Origin of the sequence: Nocardia sp. NPDC023852 (assembly GCF_040639505.1) — a bacterium.
Lineage (GTDB): Bacteria > Actinomycetota > Actinomycetes > Mycobacteriales > Mycobacteriaceae > Nocardia.
Genome location: NZ_JBFAAB010000016.1, coordinates 87967 through 107628 on the forward strand (window position 1 = coordinate 87967; position 19662 = coordinate 107628).

General features: G+C 66.3%; 18 protein-coding genes, 1 tRNA gene and 1 pseudogene. 14 read left to right on the forward strand and 6 right to left on the reverse strand.

What is annotated here, in order from left to right; all coding sequences use genetic code 11:
* Nucleotides 1-2: 2 nt before the first annotated feature.
* The 3 genes from AB0H00_RS21265 (at nt 3) to AB0H00_RS21275 (ending at nt 3102) form a co-directional block, all read left to right on the forward strand.
* Nucleotides 3-671 (forward strand): amino acid ABC transporter permease, encoded by a 669-nt coding sequence (locus AB0H00_RS21265; protein ID WP_357268589.1) that lies wholly within the window; start codon nt 3-5, stop codon nt 669-671.
* A 92-nt stretch (nt 672-763) separates the two neighbouring features.
* Entirely contained in the window at nt 764-2182 is a 1419-nt protein-coding gene (gene pyk, locus AB0H00_RS21270) for a pyruvate kinase (protein WP_357268591.1), read from the forward strand.
* Nucleotides 2183-2274: 92 nt separating this feature from the next.
* Complete coding sequence (locus AB0H00_RS21275; RefSeq protein ID WP_357268780.1) at nt 2275-3102, forward strand: acyl-CoA thioesterase II; 828 nt, start codon at nt 2275-2277, stop codon at nt 3100-3102.
* A gap of 6 nt (nt 3103-3108) precedes the next feature.
* On the opposite strand, the gene AB0H00_RS21280 is transcribed toward AB0H00_RS21275, so the two are convergent.
* The 3 genes from AB0H00_RS21280 to AB0H00_RS21290 form a co-directional block, all read right to left on the reverse strand.
* Nucleotides 3109-3531 carry a hypothetical protein gene (locus tag AB0H00_RS21280; RefSeq protein WP_357268593.1) on the reverse strand — a complete coding sequence of 141 codons (423 nt, stop codon included), beginning with the start codon at nt 3529-3531 and terminating at the stop codon, nt 3109-3111.
* A 328-nt stretch (nt 3532-3859) separates the two neighbouring features.
* Nucleotides 3860-4372, reverse strand: coding sequence for a DUF4188 domain-containing protein (locus AB0H00_RS21285; protein WP_357268595.1), 513 nt, complete (start codon nt 4370-4372; stop codon nt 3860-3862).
* 505 nt (nt 4373-4877) lie between these two features.
* Nucleotides 4878-4961 (reverse strand) — tRNA-Leu (locus AB0H00_RS21290).
* Nucleotides 4962-5182: 221 nt separating this feature from the next.
* Here AB0H00_RS21290 and AB0H00_RS21295 point away from each other — a divergent pair.
* From AB0H00_RS21295 to polA, 8 genes and pseudogenes are all read left to right on the forward strand, one after another.
* Complete coding sequence (locus tag AB0H00_RS21295; protein WP_357268597.1) at nt 5183-5800, forward strand: ANTAR domain-containing response regulator; 618 nt, start codon at nt 5183-5185, stop codon at nt 5798-5800.
* Nucleotides 5801-5989: 189 nt separating this feature from the next.
* Complete coding sequence (locus AB0H00_RS21300; protein WP_357268599.1) at nt 5990-7231, forward strand: branched-chain amino acid ABC transporter substrate-binding protein; 1242 nt, start codon at nt 5990-5992, stop codon at nt 7229-7231.
* A 91-nt stretch (nt 7232-7322) separates the two neighbouring features.
* Nucleotides 7323-8360, forward strand: coding sequence for a branched-chain amino acid ABC transporter permease (locus AB0H00_RS21305; protein WP_357268601.1), 1038 nt, complete (start codon nt 7323-7325; stop codon nt 8358-8360).
* Nucleotides 8357-9769 carry a branched-chain amino acid ABC transporter permease gene (locus tag AB0H00_RS21310; protein ID WP_357268603.1) on the forward strand — a complete coding sequence of 471 codons (1413 nt, stop codon included), beginning with the start codon at nt 8357-8359 and terminating at the stop codon, nt 9767-9769. Before AB0H00_RS21305 ends, AB0H00_RS21310 begins: the two co-directional genes overlap by 4 nt.
* Nucleotides 9766-10719, forward strand: a pseudogene (locus AB0H00_RS21315) (ABC transporter ATP-binding protein); the annotation flags it as partial. The gene AB0H00_RS21310 and the pseudogene AB0H00_RS21315, both read left to right, overlap by 4 nt.
* A 189-nt stretch (nt 10720-10908) precedes the next feature.
* Entirely contained in the window at nt 10909-11604 is a 696-nt protein-coding gene (locus tag AB0H00_RS21320; protein ID WP_357268783.1) for an ABC transporter ATP-binding protein, read from the forward strand.
* A gap of 50 nt (nt 11605-11654) precedes the next feature.
* Nucleotides 11655-13331 (forward strand): DUF885 domain-containing protein, encoded by a 1677-nt coding sequence (locus AB0H00_RS21325; protein ID WP_357268605.1) that lies wholly within the window; start codon nt 11655-11657, stop codon nt 13329-13331.
* A 124-nt stretch (nt 13332-13455) separates the two neighbouring features.
* Nucleotides 13456-16200: a DNA polymerase I gene (polA, locus tag AB0H00_RS21330; protein WP_357268786.1), complete on the forward strand. Its 2745-nt coding sequence runs from the start codon at nt 13456-13458 to the stop codon at nt 16198-16200.
* 93 nt (nt 16201-16293) lie between these two features.
* Here the strand turns inward: polA and AB0H00_RS21335 are convergent, their stop codons facing one another.
* Nucleotides 16294-16632 carry a DUF6191 domain-containing protein gene (locus AB0H00_RS21335; RefSeq protein WP_357268607.1) on the reverse strand — a complete coding sequence of 113 codons (339 nt, stop codon included), beginning with the start codon at nt 16630-16632 and terminating at the stop codon, nt 16294-16296.
* Between the two features lie 119 nt (nt 16633-16751).
* Between AB0H00_RS21335 and AB0H00_RS21340 the strand changes: the two genes are divergently transcribed.
* Together AB0H00_RS21340 and AB0H00_RS21345 are read left to right on the forward strand one after the other, a co-directional pair.
* Entirely contained in the window at nt 16752-16955 is a 204-nt protein-coding gene (locus AB0H00_RS21340; protein WP_357268609.1) for a hypothetical protein, read from the forward strand.
* Nucleotides 16956-17050: 95 nt separating this feature from the next.
* Nucleotides 17051-17494, forward strand: coding sequence for an alpha-isopropylmalate synthase regulatory domain-containing protein (locus tag AB0H00_RS21345; RefSeq protein ID WP_357268611.1), 444 nt, complete (start codon nt 17051-17053; stop codon nt 17492-17494).
* A 139-nt stretch (nt 17495-17633) separates the two neighbouring features.
* On the opposite strand, the gene trxA is transcribed toward AB0H00_RS21345, so the two are convergent.
* Both trxA and AB0H00_RS21355 read right to left on the reverse strand, forming a co-directional pair.
* Nucleotides 17634-18002: a thioredoxin gene (gene trxA, locus AB0H00_RS21350; RefSeq protein WP_357268613.1), complete on the reverse strand. Its 369-nt coding sequence runs from the start codon at nt 18000-18002 to the stop codon at nt 17634-17636.
* A 48-nt stretch (nt 18003-18050) separates the two neighbouring features.
* Nucleotides 18051-18623: a 2'-5' RNA ligase family protein gene (locus AB0H00_RS21355; RefSeq protein ID WP_357268615.1), complete on the reverse strand. Its 573-nt coding sequence runs from the start codon at nt 18621-18623 to the stop codon at nt 18051-18053.
* 174 nt (nt 18624-18797) lie between these two features.
* Here AB0H00_RS21355 and AB0H00_RS21360 point away from each other — a divergent pair, with 174 nt between their 5' ends.
* Nucleotides 18798-19661: an ABC transporter substrate-binding protein gene (locus AB0H00_RS21360; RefSeq protein WP_357268789.1), complete on the forward strand. Its 864-nt coding sequence runs from the start codon at nt 18798-18800 to the stop codon at nt 19659-19661.
* Nucleotide 19662: the final 1 nt, after the last annotated feature.

Sequence of the window (19662 nt, forward strand, 5' to 3'; positions counted from 1 at the left end):
TCATGGACGCCGCCACGAGAGATCTCATCTGGCACAACCTGTGGCCGATGCTGCAGGCCACGCTCACCAAGACCATTCCGCTGACCGCGATCAGCTTCGCCGTCGGCCTGGTGATCGCGCTGTTCGTCGCGCTGGCCAGGATGTCGCCGGTGTGGCCGCTGTCGGCGGCGGCCCGCTTCTATATCTCGATCATTCGCGGCACGCCGCTGCTGGTACAGCTGTTCATCGTGTTCTACGCGCTGCCGCAGTTCGACATCGTGATCGACCCGTTCCCCGCAGCGGTGATCGCGTTCAGTCTCAACGTCGGCGGCTATGCGGCCGAGGTGGTGCGCGCAGCCATTCTCAGCGTCGCGGACGGGCAGTGGGAAGCGGCCGAGGCGCTGGGCATGTCATACCCGATGATGATGCGGCTGATCATCCTGCCGCAGGCGTCACGGATCGCGGTGCCGCCGCTGTCCAACACACTCATCTCGCTGGTGAAGGACACCTCGCTGGCCTCGACCATCCTGGTGACCGAGCTACTGCGGGTCGCGCAGCTGGCGGCCGCGCCGACCTTCGATTTCTTCGCGCTGTACGGAGTCGCGGCGATCTACTACTGGGTCATCTGCGTGGTCCTCGGATTCGGGCAGACCAGGCTGGAAACTCGGCTTGCCCGCCATGTGGCCCGATGATCAACGGTCTGTACTGCCCGTTCATATTTTTCATCAAGCTTTCACCATGGCCGGGAGACGACCCGGGCACCAGGCGGGACTAGGCTCTACCCGTGATGCGACGGACGAAGATTGTGTGCACGCTCGGCCCGGCCACTGCCACCGAGGACCGTATCCGCGAACTCGTCGAGAGCGGTATGGACGTGGCTCGGCTGAACTTCAGCCATGGCGAACACTCGGACCATGCCGAGAACTACAAGAAGGTGCGTCAGGCCTCGGACCACCTCGGCAGAGCGGTGGGCATTCTCGCCGACCTGCAGGGCCCGAAGATCCGCCTCGGCCGCTTCATCGAGGGTAAGACCGTCTGGGCGACGGGCGAAGAGGTCCGCATCACCGTCGACGACGTCGAAGGGACCCACGACCGGGTGTCCACCACCTACAAGGAGCTGGCCAAGGACGCCAAGCCCGGCGACCGGCTGCTGGTCGATGACGGCAAGGTGGGTGTCACCGTCACCCGGGTCGAAGCCAACGACGTGGTGTGCCGGGTGACCGAGGGCGGTCCGGTCTCGAACAACAAAGGCGTCTCGCTGCCCGGTATGGACGTGTCGGTGCCCGCGCTGTCGGACAAGGACATCGAGGACCTCGAGTTCGCGCTGAAGCTCGGCGTCGACTTCATCGCGCTGTCGTTCGTGCGGTCCCCCTCCGACGTCGAGCTGGTGCACGACGTGATGGACCGAGTGGGCCGCCGGGTGCCGGTGATCGCCAAGCTGGAGAAGCCTGAGGCGATCGACAACCTGGAGGCCGTGGTGTTGGCCTTCGACGCGGTGATGGTCGCCCGCGGTGACCTCGGCGTCGAGCTGCCGCTCGAGCAGGTGCCGATTGTGCAGAAGCGCGCCATCCAGATGGCCCGCGAGAACGCCAAGCCGGTCATCGTGGCGACCCAGATGCTGGAGTCGATGATCGAGAACTCCCGCCCGACCCGCGCCGAAGCCTCGGACGTGGCGAACGCGGTGCTCGACGGCGCCGACGCGGTGATGTTGTCGGGTGAGACCTCAGTGGGTAAGTACCCGATCGAGACGGTGCGCACCATGGCGCGCATCGTGCACGCGGTGGAGACCGAGTCGACCCAGGTGCCCCCGCTGACCCACGTGCCGCGCACCAAGCGCGGTGTGATCTCGTACGCCGCGCGCGACATCGGCGAGCGGCTCAACGCCAAGGCGCTGGTCGCGTTCACCCAGTCGGGCGACACGGTGCGCCGCCTCGCGCGGTTGCACACCCCGCTGCCGCTGCTGGCGTTCACGCCGCTGCCGGAAGTGCGCAGCCAACTGGCGCTGACCTGGGGCACGGAGACTTTCATCGTGCCGACGGTGAACAGCACCGACGCGATGATCCACCAGGTCGATGTAGCACTTCTGTCGATGGAGCGATACCAAAAGGGTGACCTGGTGGTCATCGTGGCCGGGTCCCCGCCGGGTACCGTTGGCTCCACCAACCTGATCCACGTGCACCGAATCGGCGAGGAGGACCATTAGTGACTGCTTCCCTGAGTAGCGTCGGTGTCGAGGAGGCGCCCGCGCAGGGCTCCGACCTGGACGTGCTGCTGGGCCTGCTCGATCTCGAGCAGATGGACGAGGACGTGTTCGTCGGCCAGCACCCCGCGAAGGTGTGGAGCCGGACGTTCGGCGGTCAGCTCGTCTCGCAGGCGATCATGGCGGCGGGCCGGACGGTCGGTGACCGTCCGGTGCACGCCGTCAACGCGCATTTCGTGCGGGGCGGCGACGTGAAGAAGCCGATCGAGTACCGGGTGGACCGCCACCGGGACGGTCGCGCGTTCGCCAACCGCACAGTCACCGCCAGCCAGGACGGGCAAGAGCTGTTCGTCATGCTCGCCGCGTTCCAGGAGTGGGGTAAGGGACTCGAGCACGCGCATGCGCAACCGGCCGTGCCCGATCCGGAGACGCTGCCGCGGGTGGAGGAGAGTTTCGAAGGCTTGGAGGACAAGCTGGAGATGTTCGTCAATGCGCCGCACCCGATCGACCTGCGCTACACCAACGACCCGGCGTGGATCCTGAAGGGCACGGGGGAGCGGCTCAACCACAACCGGGTGTGGATGCGCGCGGACGGCCGGCTACCCGACGACCCGCTGATTCACGTGGCCGCGCTCGGTTATTCGTCCGACACCACGGTGCTGGACTCGATCATCACCACGCACGGGCTCTCCTGGGGCTTGGACCGGATCGTGGCGGCGACGATCAATCACTCGATTTGGTTCCACCGCCCCTTCCGTTTCGACGAGTGGGCGCTGTATGCCACCGAGTCTCCTGTGGCCGCGGGCTCTCGCGGACTGGCGACCGGACGTTTCTACTCCCGCAGCGGCGATCTGCTCGCCACCACGGTGCAGGAGGGGCTCATCCGCCACTTCCCCGCGCGCCGGCGGGAATCGGCGGAGTAGGTCCTTTTACAGCAGTTCGAGATCGATGTCGAGATCCACATCGGTGCGTTGGGACGCGCGGATCGAGACCGGGATCATGTCCGGTCCGGGCTCGGTCCGCGCGACGGCGTAGATTCCGTGCAGCAGTTGCCGTTCCAGCGCGGCCACGTCGTCGTCGGTGAGCTCGTCGGGCGCGCCGACGAGGCTGAGTGCGATCTCGTAGGTGACCCGGGTGTCCGGCACTCGGTTGAGATGTAGCTCGCGCCAGTGAGTTTCGAGGGCCATGTGGGCCGGGTCGTCGGTGTCGACCGGCAGGGTGAAGCGCCAGGCGAACACGTCGCGGTCGGCGAGGTGGTCGTCCACCACCTCGCGAACGGTCTCGACGACACGTTCGAGGGTCTTCGGCGTCACATAAACATGGAGCGAAACATCCGAAATTCTTTTCGGCATGTCTGATTCCTGTCGTATGTCGAACCATCAACGGTGGAAGTTGCTGTCCGCGGGCAGTGTAAACCCTCGGGGCCGGAACTAAACACAGCCGGGTGCTGGCTGTTTTTTCGACGGGTGTCCGAGCGCGGGTCAGCGCGTGCGCTGCGCGGCGAGAAAGGTCGCCAGCGGAGCGGGCGCCGCGCCAGGCCGGATCACCAGCCCGGATCGGTTGTCGGGAGCTGCTCGTGTGGGGCGAGCGCCAACAGCAGCGGAATGAGCGAACGGCAAACGTTGCCGTTGCAGACGAACAAGACGTGCATACACAACATGACCGCTGCCGTCAGCGGGACTACTCGGGTTCGTCGTCGTACAGCGCGGATTCGGGCACCACGGGCGCGACCTTGGCGAGTTTGTCCTCGACGCGTCCCCGGGTGGAGAACGCCCGCCCGCGCGAGGCGATCACGGGCGCGAATCGGGCAAGCCCGGTCGCGGTGTCCATGTCGTCGTACATGGCGTCGATTCCGCCGCGCGCGAAGTACGCCTCGTGCCAGAATCCGGTGCCGCCGGAGTCGTGCAGGAACCGTTGCCACCAGTCGCGGTGTGGCGTCGAGCGGGTCCATGCTTCGAGGCTGTCGAGGTCGCGCCAGTACTGTCGAGCGCCCCAGTGCGGTGGGAACAGCGACCAGATGACGTCTTCGTGCAGGAGCAGTCCGTCCGGTCGATCCTGATGTGAGCGATACAGTTTGGGCCCGAGCCCGAGTAGTCGCAGCATGCCCCGTGGTCGTCTGACCCGCATCCCCAGGTAGATGACGACGAGGTCTGGATAGTCGGACAGATCGACGGTCGTCCTGTTCACCCGCATCGCATACCTCCGCCGAGGGCCTACCGCCTACCCTACGCGGAACTACGATCCAGCGGTCGAAACGGTTCGATGAGGGCCGCGGACCTCTTCGCGCTGCCCGTGAAGACACCCGACGAATCTCTGCCACGACCCGATACGGCAGGAAATCGAGGCCCACAGGCCCAACGTGACCCGGACGGACCGGCATTCTCCCCGGAAATTTATGAACGCAACTACGCCCGTTCGTAACATTCGGAGGTGCGGCCCGTCGAGCGAGCCTGAGGTTGCACGCCAGAAGGAATGACGGGCCGCCTCTGTGAAGGTTCTGCACTACGCCTGCGGAAAGCGGCCCCACACGCCTGCGGGAAGCAGCCCCGCTCAAACGCGAAATCCCACATAACGCAACCACAAGTCGGGATTCGGGGGGGCGTAGCCCCGCTGAGCGGGGTCTGGGGGTGGCACCCCAGAAAGAATGACGAGCGCCCCCGCAAGCGTTCTCCGCGAGCAGGGGCCACCCAAAAGCGAGTGCCGAGTGTGGGACTCGAACCCACACGTCCTTTCGGACAACGGTTTTTGAGACCGTCGCGTCTGCCAGTTCCGCCAACTCGGCGCACCGGATGGCAACTATAGCGGGTAGTGTGCGCCGGAAGCGAATGGGCTGTCTTCGGCAGTGCGAGGGGGGCGGTTTCCGCAGGGTATATGCGTTCTGTGCCGAAGTGAAAGGTACTCTTTACATCACTCGACAGCCTGATGGTCGGCCGTTGGTCGTGTGATACGACTGCCGGTCTCACGGCGTGTCGGGACAGGCATCGGAACCAGAGGGGTCTACCTATGAGCACAGCAGCTGGGGGCGCCGGCACGAAGCGGGACGCCGGGGCGAAGCGGGTCGTCGTCGCCGAGGACGAGGCGCTCATTCGCATGGATCTGGTCGAGATGCTGACCGAAGAGGGATATCAGGTCGTCGGCGAGGCGGGCGATGGCCAGCAGGCGGTCGATCTCGCGGTGGAACACCGGCCGGATCTGGTCATCATGGATGTGAAGATGCCGCGTCGGGACGGTATCGATGCGGCGGCGGAGATCGCGTCGAAACGTGTTGCCCCTGTGGTTATTCTGACCGCGTTCAGTCAGCGGGATCTGGTGGAGCGGGCGCGCGACGCGGGTGCGATGGCCTACTTGGTAAAACCGTTCACGAAATCGGATCTGGTGCCTGCTATCGAATTGGCAGCGAGCCGTTTCCACGAGATCACGGCGCTGGAGAGTGAGGTGGCGAATCTGGCCGATCGGCTGGAGACGCGCAAGTTGGTGGAGCGTGCCAAGGGTGTGCTTATGCAGACCCAAGGTCTTTCGGAACCGCAGGCGTTCAAGTGGATTCAGCGCACGGCAATGGATCGACGGACGACGATGAAGGCCGTCGCCGAGGTCGTGTTGGAGAATCTGGCTCCCAAGTGACATCGGCTTGTCGCATCGGCCGGAGAATTTACTCGGACGAAACACGATCGTGAACAAGAGTTCGACATTGTGTCGCTTGCATGATGCGAATGTGATGCGGAAATAACGTACCAACGCTATGTTCTGACCGGGCTGACGTGGTCGGCCTCCTCGGTGGTCCCGGGGGAGCACAGAACTTAGAGGTGAATCGTGCTTAGTTCGACATGCCGGAGTCGTACGACGCGAGGTGTTCTTGTCATCGGCGCTGCCGCCGCGCTGGTGCTGACAGGCTGTAGCGACAAATCCCCGAGCAGCGGTTCGGATTCGTCGGGCACCAATGGATCGGGTGGTCTGTCCATTCAGCCGGTCATGCAGGTGGACCAGCAGGGCAAGGAGGTGCCGAAGGCCGACACGGCCAAGGCGGCCGATCCGGTGGGCGACGGCAAGGCGACCTGCGCCTCCGGCACGACCATCGCCATGGCGGGCGCGCTGACCGGGCCGGATGCCGCGCTCGGCATCAACATCGTGAACGGCGTCAAGCTCGCCCTCGATCAGCACAACAAGGCGAACCCCGGGTGCAAGATCGAGTTGAAGCAGTTCGACACCGAGGGCGACCCGCAGAAGGCCACCCAGGTCATCCCGCAGATCGTCAACGACAAGTCGATCGTCGGCTTGGTCGGTCCCGGGTTCTCCGGGGAGACGAAGGCGACCGGAAAGATCCTCAGCGACGCGGGCCTGGTCTCGGTTACCGCGTCGGCGACCAACGCGACGCTGACCCAGAACGGCTGGACCAGCTTCTTCCGCGGTCTGGCCAATGATGACGTCCAGGGCCCTTCGGTGGCGAAGTACCTGCTCAACACTGCGGGCTACAAGAAGGTCTGCGTCATCCAGGACAACACCGATTACGGTACCGGGCTGGCGAGGTCTATCACCGAGGGACTCGGCTCCGCCGCTGACCCGGCGTGCGCCGCCAGTATCAAAAAGGGCGACAAGGACTTCTCCGCGACGGTCACCAAGGTGGCGGGCGCGAATCCGGACGCCATCTTCTACTCCGGTTACTACTCCGAGGCCGCCCCGTTGGCCCAGCAGCTGAAGTCCGGTGGCGTGAAGGCGGTCTTCGTCTCCGCTGACGGCACCAACGACCCGCAGTTCGTCGCCCAGGCCGGTAGTGCGGCCAAGGGCGCGAAGCTGTCGTGCCCGTGTGGTCCCGCACCGGAGCAGTTCGCCAAGGACTACGAGGCACTCAACGGTCAGGCACCAGGCGTCTACTCGGTCGAGGCCTACGACCTGACCACGATCCTGTCCAAGGGCATCGACGGCGGCAAGGTGACCCGCCCGGATCTGCTCGAGTATGTGCGGACGTACGACGGTGCCGGCCTCGCGCGTCAGTACAAGTGGGACCCGAACGGCGAGCTGTCGAACGCGCTGATCTGGGTGTACGAGGTCAAGTAGCTCCGAATCCCGGATACAGCACGTACGGGGGATCGCGCTGATCCCCGTACGTGCTGTTGTTCGGTGGGCAATGGATGAGGGCAGAAAACGAATGAATTCAATGGCATCGGCCGACGTAGTACAACTCGTCGGCGGCTCGATCGACTTCAACTATCACGGGTTGATCGATAGTTTCTGGCGACTGACTGTCGACGGAGTGACCTACGGCGCCATCTATGCCTTGGTAGCCGTGGGCTACACCTTGGTCTACGGCGTATTGCGGCTGATCAATTTCGCCCACTCGGAAATATTCATGCTCGGTTTGTTCGGGCAATTGATCGGGTTGATGATCTTCGGATTCGTCGCTGGTCCCGATGTCTACACCCAGGGTGTCGTACTGACCGTCGTATATCTCGGGTTGGCGATGATCGTGGGTATGGCGATATCCGGCGGCGCGGCTGTCGGATTGGAGCGGGTGGCCTATCGCCCGTTGCGCAGGCGGGGTGCCAAGCCGCTCAGCTTTTTGATTACCGCGATCGGCATGTCGTTCGTGCTCCAGGAACTGGTGCACTTCGTTCTGCCGAAGATCGATCCCGATCTCGGTGGCACCAACGCGCAGCAGGCGATTCGGCTCGTCGAGCCGACTGTGCAGTTCAGCTTCGGTGGCGCGGACGTCACCAACATCATGCTGCTCATCGTGATCGCGGCGGTGGTGCTCGCGATCGTCACCGAGGTTCTGATCAACCGGACCAAGTTCGGTCGCGGCATCCGCGCCGTGGCCCAGGACCCCGACACCGCGACGCTGATGGGTGTTTCGCGGGAACGGGTCATCGTGCTGACCTTCCTCATCGGCGGCGTGCTCGCGGGCGCGGCGGCGATGCTGTACACACTGAAGATCCCGAACGGCGTCATCTACTCCGGCGGGTTCATCCTCGGCATCAAGGCCTTCAGCGCTGCGGTGCTCGGCGGAATCGGCAACCTACGCGGCGCGCTGCTCGGCGGCCTCGTGCTCGGCGTGGTCGAGCAGTACGGCCAGATCCTGTTCGGCACCGAGTGGCGCGACGTGGTCGCGTTCGTGGTGCTCGTGCTGGTGCTGATGGTGCGCCCGACCGGCATCCTCGGCGAGAGTCTCGGAAGGGCACGCGCATGACCGACACGACCGAACCCGCGCCGGACCCCGTGCGACACGGCCTCGGCGACACGATCCGTACCTGGTGGGATGGTCTGAGCAGGCCCGCGCAGTGGGGCGTCGGCGTCCCGATCCTCCTTCTCCTTGCGCTGCTCCCGCTGTCCCCTCCGCCGCTGTTGGACACCCCGTCCTACAACTTCGGCCTGGTGATGGCGCAGGTGGCGATGTACGCGCTGCTGGCTATCGGGCTGAACGTAGTGGTCGGGCAGGCGGGCCTGCTCGACCTCGGCTATGTCGGTTTCTACGCCGTCGGCGCCTACACCGTCGGCCTGCTCACCAGCCCCAATAGTCCGTGGAATCAGACCGACGGCGGCTGGCTGGATCCGAAGTGGGCATGGCTGGCGTGCCTGCCGATAGCGGTCGCGGTGACCGCGGTCTCGGGTCTGATCCTCGGTTCGCCGACGCTGCGCTTGCGCGGTGACTACTTGGCGATCGTGACGCTGGGGTTCGGTGAAATCGTCCGTCTGCTCGCCGACAACCTCACCGAGCTCACCAACGGTAGCCTCGGCCTGTCCGGCGTGGCCTATCCACATGTCGGCGAGTCGACGAGCAAGCCGGAGGGTGTGTTCTCCGGCGGCAACAGCGGCAACCCCGACAGCGCGAACATCCTGGATCGAGCCAGCTACGGCACCTACTGGTACTGGTTCGGCATGGTCCTGGTGATCCTCGTGCTGCTGATGGTCGGCAACCTGGAACGCAGCAGGGTCGGGCGCGCCTGGGTCGCCATCCGCGAGGACGAGGACGCGGCCGAGATCATGGGCGTGCCGACATTCAAGTTCAAGCTGTGGGCCTTCATGATCGGCGCCGCGGTCGGCGGCATGTCCGGCGCGATCTATGCCGGTCAGGTGCAGTTCATCAACCCGACCGGATTCAACATCATCAACTCGATGCTGTTCCTCTGCGCGGTGGTCATCGGTGGCCAGGGCAACAAGCTCGGGGTGATCTTCGGCGCATTCGTCATCGCCTATCTGCCCGCGCGGTTGCAGTCGGTGAACCTGGTGAGCGACGAGTCGACCGGGTATCTCCTGCTGATCATCGACGTGGTGGTGTTCGTCGCGTTGTTCGCGGGCCGGAAACTGCTGGGCGACCGGCTCGGCGGGTGGCCGCGACGCGGTGTGATCACCGGCATGGTGGTCACCGGCGTACTGGCGCTGCTGTTGCTCGGCAGCGTGCTGCTTTTCCGCAAGGGCGGTGCGCAGTCGCTGGGTGACCTCAAATATCTGTACTTCGGAATCGCTTTGGTGGTGATGATGATTCTGCGTCCGCAGGGTCTGTTCCCGGTGCGGCAGAAGCTGCTCACCTACGGCAGGCAGGTGTACCAGGCCGTGCGCAGACCGGTTGTGAGCGAGCCGATGGGAGCGGGGCGATGACCGGGCCGTGCGCGGGTGACGCGCTGTTCGACAACGAGGACATGGCAGCGGGCTACGCGGCGGAGCCGGAGGTCGAGAGCGCGGGCACGGTCGATGTGGCCGCCGTGATCCCGGATCTGGCCGATGCCGAGACCGTCGCGGAAGTCGTCGCGCCGCATCGGGAGATCGAGACCGCCGTCGGTGCTCCGCTGCTGCGGGCCGACGGCCTCACGGTGAAGTTCGGCGGTCTCACCGCACTGGACGACGTGAACTTCGAGATTCGCCGCGGCGAGATCCTCGGCCTGATCGGCCCCAATGGGGCGGGCAAGACAACCTGCTTCAACGCGATCACCGGTATCTACCAGCCCGCGTCGGGACTGGTGTACTTCGACGGCAAGCCGCTGACGAAGACCAAGCGCAACGCGATCACCCGGCTCGGCATCGCGCGCACGTTCCAGAACGTGCGGCTTTTCGGTGAGATGACCGCGTTGGAGAACGTCGTGGTCGGCACCGACGCCAGGCACAAGACCTCGGTGCCCGGCGCGGTGTTGCGCACACCGCGGCATCGGCGCGAGGAACGCGACGCGATCGAGCGCGGCATGGCGCTGCTGGAGTTCGTCGGCATCGCGCCGCGGGCGGTGGAGAAGGCGCGCAACCTGTCCTACGGTGATCAGCGCAGGCTGGAGATCGCCCGCGCGCTCGCCACCGAGCCGAAACTGCTGTGCCTCGACGAGCCGGCGGCCGGGTTCAACCCGAGCGAGAAGTCCGCGCTCATGGACCTGATCCGCAAGATCCGCGACGACGGGTTCACGGTGCTGCTGATCGAGCACGACATGCGGCTGGTCATGGGCGTGACCGACCGGATCGTGGTGTTGGAGTTCGGCCGTAAGATCGCCGACGGGCTGCCTGCGCAGATCCGCGACAATCCGGCGGTGATCGCGGCGTACCTCGGTGTACCGGACACCGAGGTCATCCGATCAGACCGGGACGCGAGCGAAAATGAGACGGCAGGGAAGGGCGCGCCCGACGCGGGTGAGCCCCAACCGGCCGAGGCAACGGCCACGCAGCCGACGGCGCAGCCGCGCAGGCCGGCCGGTGTGCTCGGCAAACCGGACGAGCACTCCGCCGGTGCGGACGCTCCGCTGCTCGAGGTAGAGGGCATGGTCGTCAACTACGGCAGAATCCAAGCGTTGCATGGGATTTCGCTGCGGGTGTCGGAGGGCGAGCTGGTCACCCTGCTCGGTGCCAACGGCGCGGGCAAGACGACGACCATGCGCGCGATGTCCGGGCTGCTGCCGTTGACGCGCGGCCGCATCCTGTTCGAGGGCCGCGACATCACCCGGATGAAGGCGCACGAGCGGGTGACCCACGGGCTGATCCAGGCACCGGAGGGCCGAGGTGTCTTCCCCGGCATGACGGTGCAGGAGAACCTTGATATGGGTTGCTACGGAAGGGGTTTCAAGAAGAAGGCCGAGTACGACCGGACGCTCGAATGGGTATTCGATCTGTTTCCGCGGCTGCGCGAGCGGCGCAAACAGGTCGGCGGCACGCTCTCCGGTGGCGAGCAGCAGATGCTGGCCATCGCCCGTGCGCTGATGTCGCGGCCGCGGCTGCTGCTGCTCGACGAGCCGTCGATGGGCCTGGCACCCATGGTGATCCAGCAGATCTTCCGGATCATCAGTGAGATCAATCAGCAGGGCACCACCGTGCTGCTGGTCGAGCAGAACGCGCAGCAGGCACTGGCCCGCAGCCACCGTGCCTACATCATGGAGACCGGTGAGGTCACCAAGACCGGCGGCGGCCGCGAACTGCTCACCGATCCGGCCGTCGAATCGGCCTACCTCGGCGTCGGGTAGGACCGCGAAGCTCGGTGCCGCGCGGCCTTGCTCGAGGCATGATCGTGACCATGGATGGTCATGACGAGCTGATGGGCCTGGCCGAGCGGTACTGGGACAGCGTGCTCGAGGCGACGCCGAGCGAGGCGACCCTGCTCGGCGACCGCCGATTCGACGACCGGATCGAGGATCTGTCCGTCGAGGCGGAGCAGCGGCTGCTGTCGACCTGGCGCGACCTGCTGCGCGCGGTCGACGCCCTCGACGCCGACCGGTTGGGCCCCACCGACCGCATCACCCGCAGCCTGCTGCGGACCGAGTTGAGCGGCGCGGTGGAGCATCTGGAGTGGCGGCCGGTGGAGATGGCCTCCGACCAGATGGGCGGCGTGCACGCCTTGTTGCTGATGGTGGCGCCGCAGACCAACGCACCCCGGGCGGAGAACGCGCTGGCGCTGGTGCGGCGTTACCGGCAGTTCGGCGACATGCTCGGGCAGGCCGTGGATCGGTTCCGGTCGGGCCTCGCGGCAGGACGCACACCCGCGCGGATCACCATCGAGCGCTCGCTCAACCAGCTCGACGGCTACCTGGCCTCCGACCACACCGCCGACCCGTTCGTCACCTTCGCGGGACCGGAAGGCTGGGACGGCGAGGCTGCCTGGCGCGCCGAATTGGCCGAGGTGTCACGGGAGGTCATCCGGCCCGCGTTCCAGGTCTACCGCGACGCGCTGTACGACGAGCTGCTGCCCGTCAGCCGCCCCGACGACAAGCCAGGGCTGTGCTGGCTCGGCGCCGACGGCGAGGACATCTACGGGCGATTGTTGCGCCACCACACCACGCTGCCCGACCTCGGCGCGGAGGAGATCCACGAACTCGGCCTCGCCGAGCTGGCGAAGCTGCGCGAAGAGTACGCCACCGTGGGTGCGCGGCTGTTCGGCACCGGCGACCTCGACCAGGTATTCGCCAGGCTGCGCGACGATCCCGAGCTGTGCTATGCCGACGCCGAGCACATCATGTTCGACGCGCGGCGGGCGCTGTCGCTGGCCACGGCCGAGATGGACAACTGGTTCGGGCGGCTGCCGAAGGAATCCTGCGACATCGTGCCGATACCCGAATTCCTGGCCGCGGATTCGCCCGCGGCGTATTACTTTCCGCCCGCCGCCGACGGGTCGCGGCCGGGCACTTACTTCGTCAACCAGCACCATCCCACCGGCCGCGGCCGGTGGGAGACGGCGTCGGTGGCCTACCACGAGGCGATTCCCGGCCACCACCTGCAGCTCACCATCGCCAACGAGCTCGACCACCTGCCGCGCTTCCAGCGCCAATCGTTCGCCAACACCGCGTTCGTCGAAGGGTGGGCGCTCTACACCGAGCGGCTGGCCGACGAGATGGGTTTGTACGAGGACGACCTCGGACGCCTCGGCATGCTGGCGGGCGACTCCTGGCGCTCCTGCCGGCTTGTGGTCGACACCGGTTTGCACGTGAAGGGCTGGAGCAGACAGCAGGCCATCGATTTCATGGTGGCCAACGCGCCGGTCGGGCTGGCCCAGATCACCGTGGAGGTGGACCGCTACATCGCGATGCCGGGGCAGGCGGTCGCCTACAAGGTCGGCCAGCTGGAGATCCAGCGGCAGCGGGTGGCGGCCACCGAACGACTCGGCGCGGACTTCGACATCAAGTCATTCCACGACGTGGTGCTCGGGTCGGGTTCGGTGAGCCTGCCCGTCCTGCGTGAGCTGGTCACGACGTTGTGAGCGGCGCCGCGCGAGCCGTCGGGCCTCGGCACGCGTCCGCGTGCGCGATCCTGCCCCGCAGCGGCGTGTGGCCGGCGGGTGTCGCCGTATCACCGTGTCGGTGGCGGTCCTTAGACTCTGGGGCGTGAGTTCACCCACGACCGCTCCGCGTCCCGCCCCCGCCTCCGGCTCCAGTGATCCCGCGTCGGGTGACCGGCCGACGTTGCTGTTGCTGGATGGGCATTCGATCGCCTACCGCGCGTTTTTCGCGCTACCGGCGGAGAACTTCAAGACGGTCACCGGGCAGACCACCAACGCGGTGTACGGCTTCACCGCGATGCTGATCAATCTGCTGCGCGACGAGAAGCCGACGCACGTCGCCGCGGCGTTCGACGTGTCGCGCCAGACCTTCCGCGCCGAGGCATACCCGGAGTACAAGGCCAACCGCAGCGCCACGCCGGACGAGTTCCGGGGGCAGGTCGAACTGACCAAGGACGTGCTCGGCGCGTTGGGCATCCCGGTGCTGGCGATCGACGGCTTCGAGGCGGACGACATCATCGCCACGCTCACGACCCGTGCGGTGGCCGAGGGCTTCCGGGTGCTCATCGTCACCGGTGACCGGGACTCGATCCAGCTGGTCGAGGACAACGTCACCGTGCTGTACCCGCGCAAGGGAGTCTCCGACCTCACCCGCTTCACCCCCGAGGAGGTGATGGCCAAATACGGCCTCACCCCGAACCAGTACCCGGACTACGCGGCGCTGCGCGGCGACCCGAGCGACAATCTGCCCGGCATCCCCGGCGTGGGGGAGAAGACCGCCGCCAAGTGGATCCGCGAGTACGGCGATCTGAACGCGCTGGTCGACAAGGTCGACGAGGTGAAGGGCAAGGTCGGCGACGCACTGCGCGCCAACCTGAGCAGCGTGGTGCTCAACCGGCAGCTCACCGAGTTGATTCGTGACATGCCGCTGCCCTACACGCCCGACCAGCTGGCGCAGGCGCCCTGGGACCGTGGCAAAATCCATCAGCTGTTCGACGACCTCGAATTCCGCGTGCTGCGCGACCGGCTGTTCGAGACGCTGGCCCCGCCGGCGCCCGAGGCCGAGGTGGGTTTCGAGATCAGCGGCGGCGCGCTGGAGATCGGCGCGGTCGCCGCCTGGCTGGCCGAACACGCGAAACCCGCTGTGCGCCATGGTGTCTCGATTGTCGGCGCGGGCACACCCGGACATGGCGACGCGCGTGCGATCGCGATCGCGGCGGGCGACGGTGAAAGCGGCTATATCGACGTCACCGTGCTCACCCCGGAGGACGAGGCCGCGCTGGGCGCCTGGCTGGCAGATCCGGCCGTGCCCAAGGCGCTGCACGAGGCCAAGGCAGCCATGCACGCCCTGCGCGGGCGCGGCTGGACCCTCGGCGGCCTGACCAGCGACACGGCGCTGGCCGCCTACCTGGTCCGCCCTGGCCAGCGCACCTTCAATCTGGACGACCTTTCGCTGCGCTATCTGCATCGGGAGCTGCGCGCCGAAACCGACGATACTCCGCAACTGTCGCTGCTCGACGACGAGGACACCGTCGACGCCGAGCTGGCGCGGGCGGAGATGCTGCGTGCCCGCGCGGTCGCCGATCTCGCCGAGGCGCTAGACGAGGAGCTGCGCAAGATCGAATCCACGCCGCTGCTCGCCGAGATGGAGCTGCCGTTGCTCGGCGTGCTGTCCACGCTGGAGGACGCGGGCATCGCGGTGGACACCGAGCAACTCCAGACGCTGCAGCGCCAGTTCGCCGACCGGGTCAACCAGGCGGCCGACGCGGCCTACGAGGTGATCGGCAAGCAGATCAATCTCGGCTCGCCCAAGCAGCTGCAGGTGGTCCTGTTCGACGAGCTGGACATGCCGAAGACCAAGCGCACCAAGACCGGGTACACGACCGACGCGGACGCGCTGGAGTCGTTGTTCGAGAAGACCGAGCACCCGTTTCTGGAACATCTGCTCGCGCACCGCGACGCCACCCGGTTGAAGGTCACCGTCGACGGCTTGCTCAAATGCGTCGCCGACGACGGCCGCATCCACACCACGTTCAATCAGACGATCGCCGCCACCGGTCGTTTGTCCTCGACCGAGCCGAATCTGCAGAACATCCCGATCCGCACCGATACCGGCAGGCAGATTCGCGACACCTTCGTGGTCGGCTCCGGCTACCAGTCGCTGATGACCGCCGATTACAGCCAGATCGAGATGCGCATCATGGCGCACCTTTCCGGTGACGAGGGCCTGATCGAGGCGTTCAACTCCGGCGAGGACCTGCACAGCTTCGTCGCGTCCAAGGCGTTCGACATCCCGATCGCCGAGGTCGGCCCGGAGCTGCGTCGACGGATCAAGGCGATGTCCTACGGCCTCGCCTACGGTCTGAGCTCCTATGGCCTCTCCGCGCAGCTGAAGATCAGCACCACCGAGGCGAAGGAACAGATGGATGTCTACTTCGACCGCTTCGGCCGGATCCGTGACTACCTGTACGAGGTGGTCGAGCAGGCGCGCAAGGTCGGCTACACCGAGACGCTGTTCGGGCGCCGCCGCTATCTGCCGGACCTGGACTCCGGCAACCGGCAGCGCCGCGAGTCGGCCGAGCGGATGGCGCTCAACGCCCCGATCCAGGGCACCGCGGCCGACATCATCAAGGTCGCGATGATCAACGTGCACCACGCGATCCAGGCCGCCGGGCTGCGCTCCAGGATGTTGCTGCAGATCCACGACGAATTGCTGTTCGAGGTCGCCGAGGGGGAGCGGGACACGCTCGAGACGCTGGCGCGCGAACAGATGTCGTCGGCGATCAGCCTGTCGGTGCCGCTCGAGGTCTCCGTAGGCGTCGGCCGCAGCTGGGACGCCGCCGCGCACTGAGCGCCGCGAACGACGTGACGGGCCGGATCCGAACGGATCGGTCTGCCTTGTCGAGATCGGTGCGACCAAGGACCCGCATCCGGCTGTGCGCGATCACCTGCCGTGCGGCACGTCACATCTTTGATGCCGGACCAGGCGCGCCGAACCGGAGGTGAGATCCACCTCGTCGCGCGGCGGCGCGCCGTCGGACTTGTCTTCCTTGTGCATCAGTGTCGTCATCCGCTGCTCGAACTCGTGCTGCTTGGAACCCTGGAACGCCGCCGACACCTCCTCGAATCCCGCGGCCGCCACCGGGCGGCTCGCACGCTTGCGGGTCCAGGGCAGGATGCGGCTTCCTGTGAGCTTGTTCCACGCGACTTCCGCGAAGGCGAACACGATGAGCAGGATGGCCAGACCGGGGATTGTCATGCCGACGAGGGGGCCCATGTCCATCGACGGTACCTTCACCGGCCCTGCGGCCGCCTGAACTGCGCGAACGATACTCGCCAGTAGACAAATCCGGGCGCAGAATGTAGTTGCTATCGCGGCGCGATGTCCCTATTCTCAAGCGCGTGCCGAATCCCGCCGCCCGCCGTAGCGCAGCGCTCCATGTCGCAGACCGCGACAGCGCTGACTCGATGGCGCCGCTCACCCGGCCCTTCATGGTCACGCAGGCTACCGCCTCCGAACCTGAGGCTCGTGCCGGGCAGGACCCGCTCACGGCGATGGTGGCGCAGCGGCGACTCCTCGTAGTAGCCCGCCGTAGCGGGGTCTGATTCGGCCGGCCTCCTCGCTGCGGGCTGTTCGACTTGTTAGTGCTGGTCCCCTCTGTCAACTGAACCACGACATTCTTCGGGAAGACCTACTTTCAATGACTATCCTGACTCTGGATACCGACTCGTTCCATACCGCCGCACCGAAGGGCCTTCGCGCCGAAAGCCCTGATCTGACCTCGGCGGACTTCCACAGCCGATACTGCGACTACAGCGGTCCCATTCGGCTCGGCGACTGGTCCCCCGCGGGTAGCCGCACCGCCGAGTTCACCGCGACGCTGGAGTTCGCCGGCCATCTGAAAACTGTCGTCGCCACCGGCAGCCCGGTCGCGGCAATGACCTCGGCCCTCTATGAGGAGGGCTACCAGGTGGAGATTCTGCAGTTTCACCAGCGGCGCACCGCCGAAGGCACCGCCACGTTCGTGCAGTGCGAGTGCGATGGCAGGCGCGGCTGGGGCGCGGCGCTCGCCGACGACGGCGCCGAATCGACGGTCCGTGCCATGATCGCGGGTGTCAACTTGCTCGGCGCTCAGTTGACGTAGGCCGCGGGGCCTGCGAGCGGCCGCCGTTGAGTCGAGATATCGGTCGGGCCCGGGTACGGTCTCTGCCGCGTTGCGGCGTCCGCGCCCGAGCCCGACTCGGCGCCGTTGCGCCGCAAGGCTTTCCGGCGCCGCCGCGAGACTACTTTTCGGCCTGCTGCTCGGCGAGTTGCTTGCGTACGTCGTCCATGTCCAGCGCCTTCACCTGAGTGACCAGGTCCTCTAGCGCGGCAGGCGGCAGCGCGCCGGGCTGCGCGAACACCAGCACGCCCTCCCGGAAGGCCATGATGGTCGGGATGGAGCGGATGTTGGCGGCCGCCGCGAGGCCCTGCTCGGATTCGGTGTCGACCTTTCCGTGCACCACATCGGGGTGCTTGTCGGCGGATGCCTCGAAAGTCGGTGCGAAGCTCTTGCACGGGCCGCACCAATCAGCCCAGAAATCGACGAGTACCACGTCGTTTCCGGTGACGATCTCATCGAAGTTCTGCTGGGTCAGGGTCTGGGTGGCCATGACGTCCTCTCGTATTCGGTGTGCCAGCTGTAACGCGAGCTGCTGTCGTTATCTTCCACGACCGATCGGCCACTCGCGCCGCTGTTCGCCGTCCCATCGACGGATACCCAGCACGGTCGCGGGAAAATCGCGATCGCGTGCGACGGCGTGAATCGCCTCGCCGAGCTGGGGCGCGGGCACCCGCCTGGCCAGCGTGATGTGCGGGGTCCATGCGTCCGGGTGGACGTTGACCGGAATGCCGGGGCAGGGCGAGATCGCGTGGAAGATCCGCCGATGTAGCGCGAGCAGCGGCTCGGACGGCACCACCATCCGCACCAGAATCGGGCGGCGCGCACCGAACACCAGTAGCCCGCCGAGGCGCACCGGGATCTGCGGGACGGTCTGCGCATCCAGCGCCCGCTCGATGCGCGGCCAGATCTGCCTCGCCACCGCGGCGGTGATGTGCGGGCGGTTCGATGCGGCGGTGTTCGCGGCCTGGCTCGGCACGCCCGCCTCCTCGAGCAACCGCCACTGACGGCGGATCTCCGCGTCGGCGGCCTCATCGAGGAGTAGTTCGACCGACTGCACCATGGTCTCCAGAAGGTAGCCCCATCCGGCGTGTCCGCGTGCCGGTTCCGGCACGCGGGCGTCAGGGAGATGCCACGACTTCGTGTTTCTCTTCCGTTACTGTCCAGCAAAAAGTGCCTGGGTCGCCTAGATTGCCAACGGGTGGTGACGCCCTGGTTTCGTATATCCGAAATGTGGAGGGCTGTTGTGTCTGATCGATCGGTACTTCGCAGGCGCGCCCTGCGGGTGATGGGTGTGCTCGCCGCGGGCACACTGGTGCTGACGGGCTGTACGACGAACACCGAAGAGTCCGGACCGACGGTGGCCAAGGTCCAGGTGGACAAGGTCGACGAGATCGCGGCGCAGCTCCCTGACAAGATCGAACAGTCGGGCAAACTCGTCGTCGGCGTGAACATTCCCTACCAGCCCAACGAATACAAGGACGCCAGCGGCCGGATCGTCGGGTTCGACGTGGATCTGATGGATGCGGTCGCCTCCGTGCTCGGCGTGAAGGCCGAGTACGTCGAGTCGGCGTTCGAGAAGATCATCCCGGCGATCCAGGCTGGTACCTACGACGTGGGCATGTCGTCGATCACCGACTCGAAGGAACGCGAGCAGCAGGTCGACTTCACCACATACTTCAACGCGGGTGTCCAGTGGGCCCAGCAGAAGGGCAAGCCGGTCGACCCGGACAACGCTTGCGGTAAGAAGGTCGCGGTGCAGGCCACCACGGTGGAGCACACCGACGAGGTGCCCGCCAAGAGCGCCAAGTGCGTCGCGGAGGGCAAGCCCGCCATCGACCTCGAGCCGTTCGACGAGCAGAGCGGCGCGACCAACGCGCTGATGCTCGGTCAGGTCGACGCGATGTCGGCCGACTCCCCGGTGACGGCATACGCGATCAAGCAGAGCAACGGCAAGATCGAGAAAGCGGGCCCCGTGTTCGATTCCGCACCCTACGGTTGGGCAGTCGCCAAGGGCGCGCCGCTGGCCGCAGTGCTGCAGAAGGCGGTCCAGCACCTGATGGACAACGGCAAGTATCTCGAGATCACGAAGAACTGGGGTGTTCAGGAAGGCGCGATCACAACGTCCGTCATCAACGGCGCCGTGAGCTGAT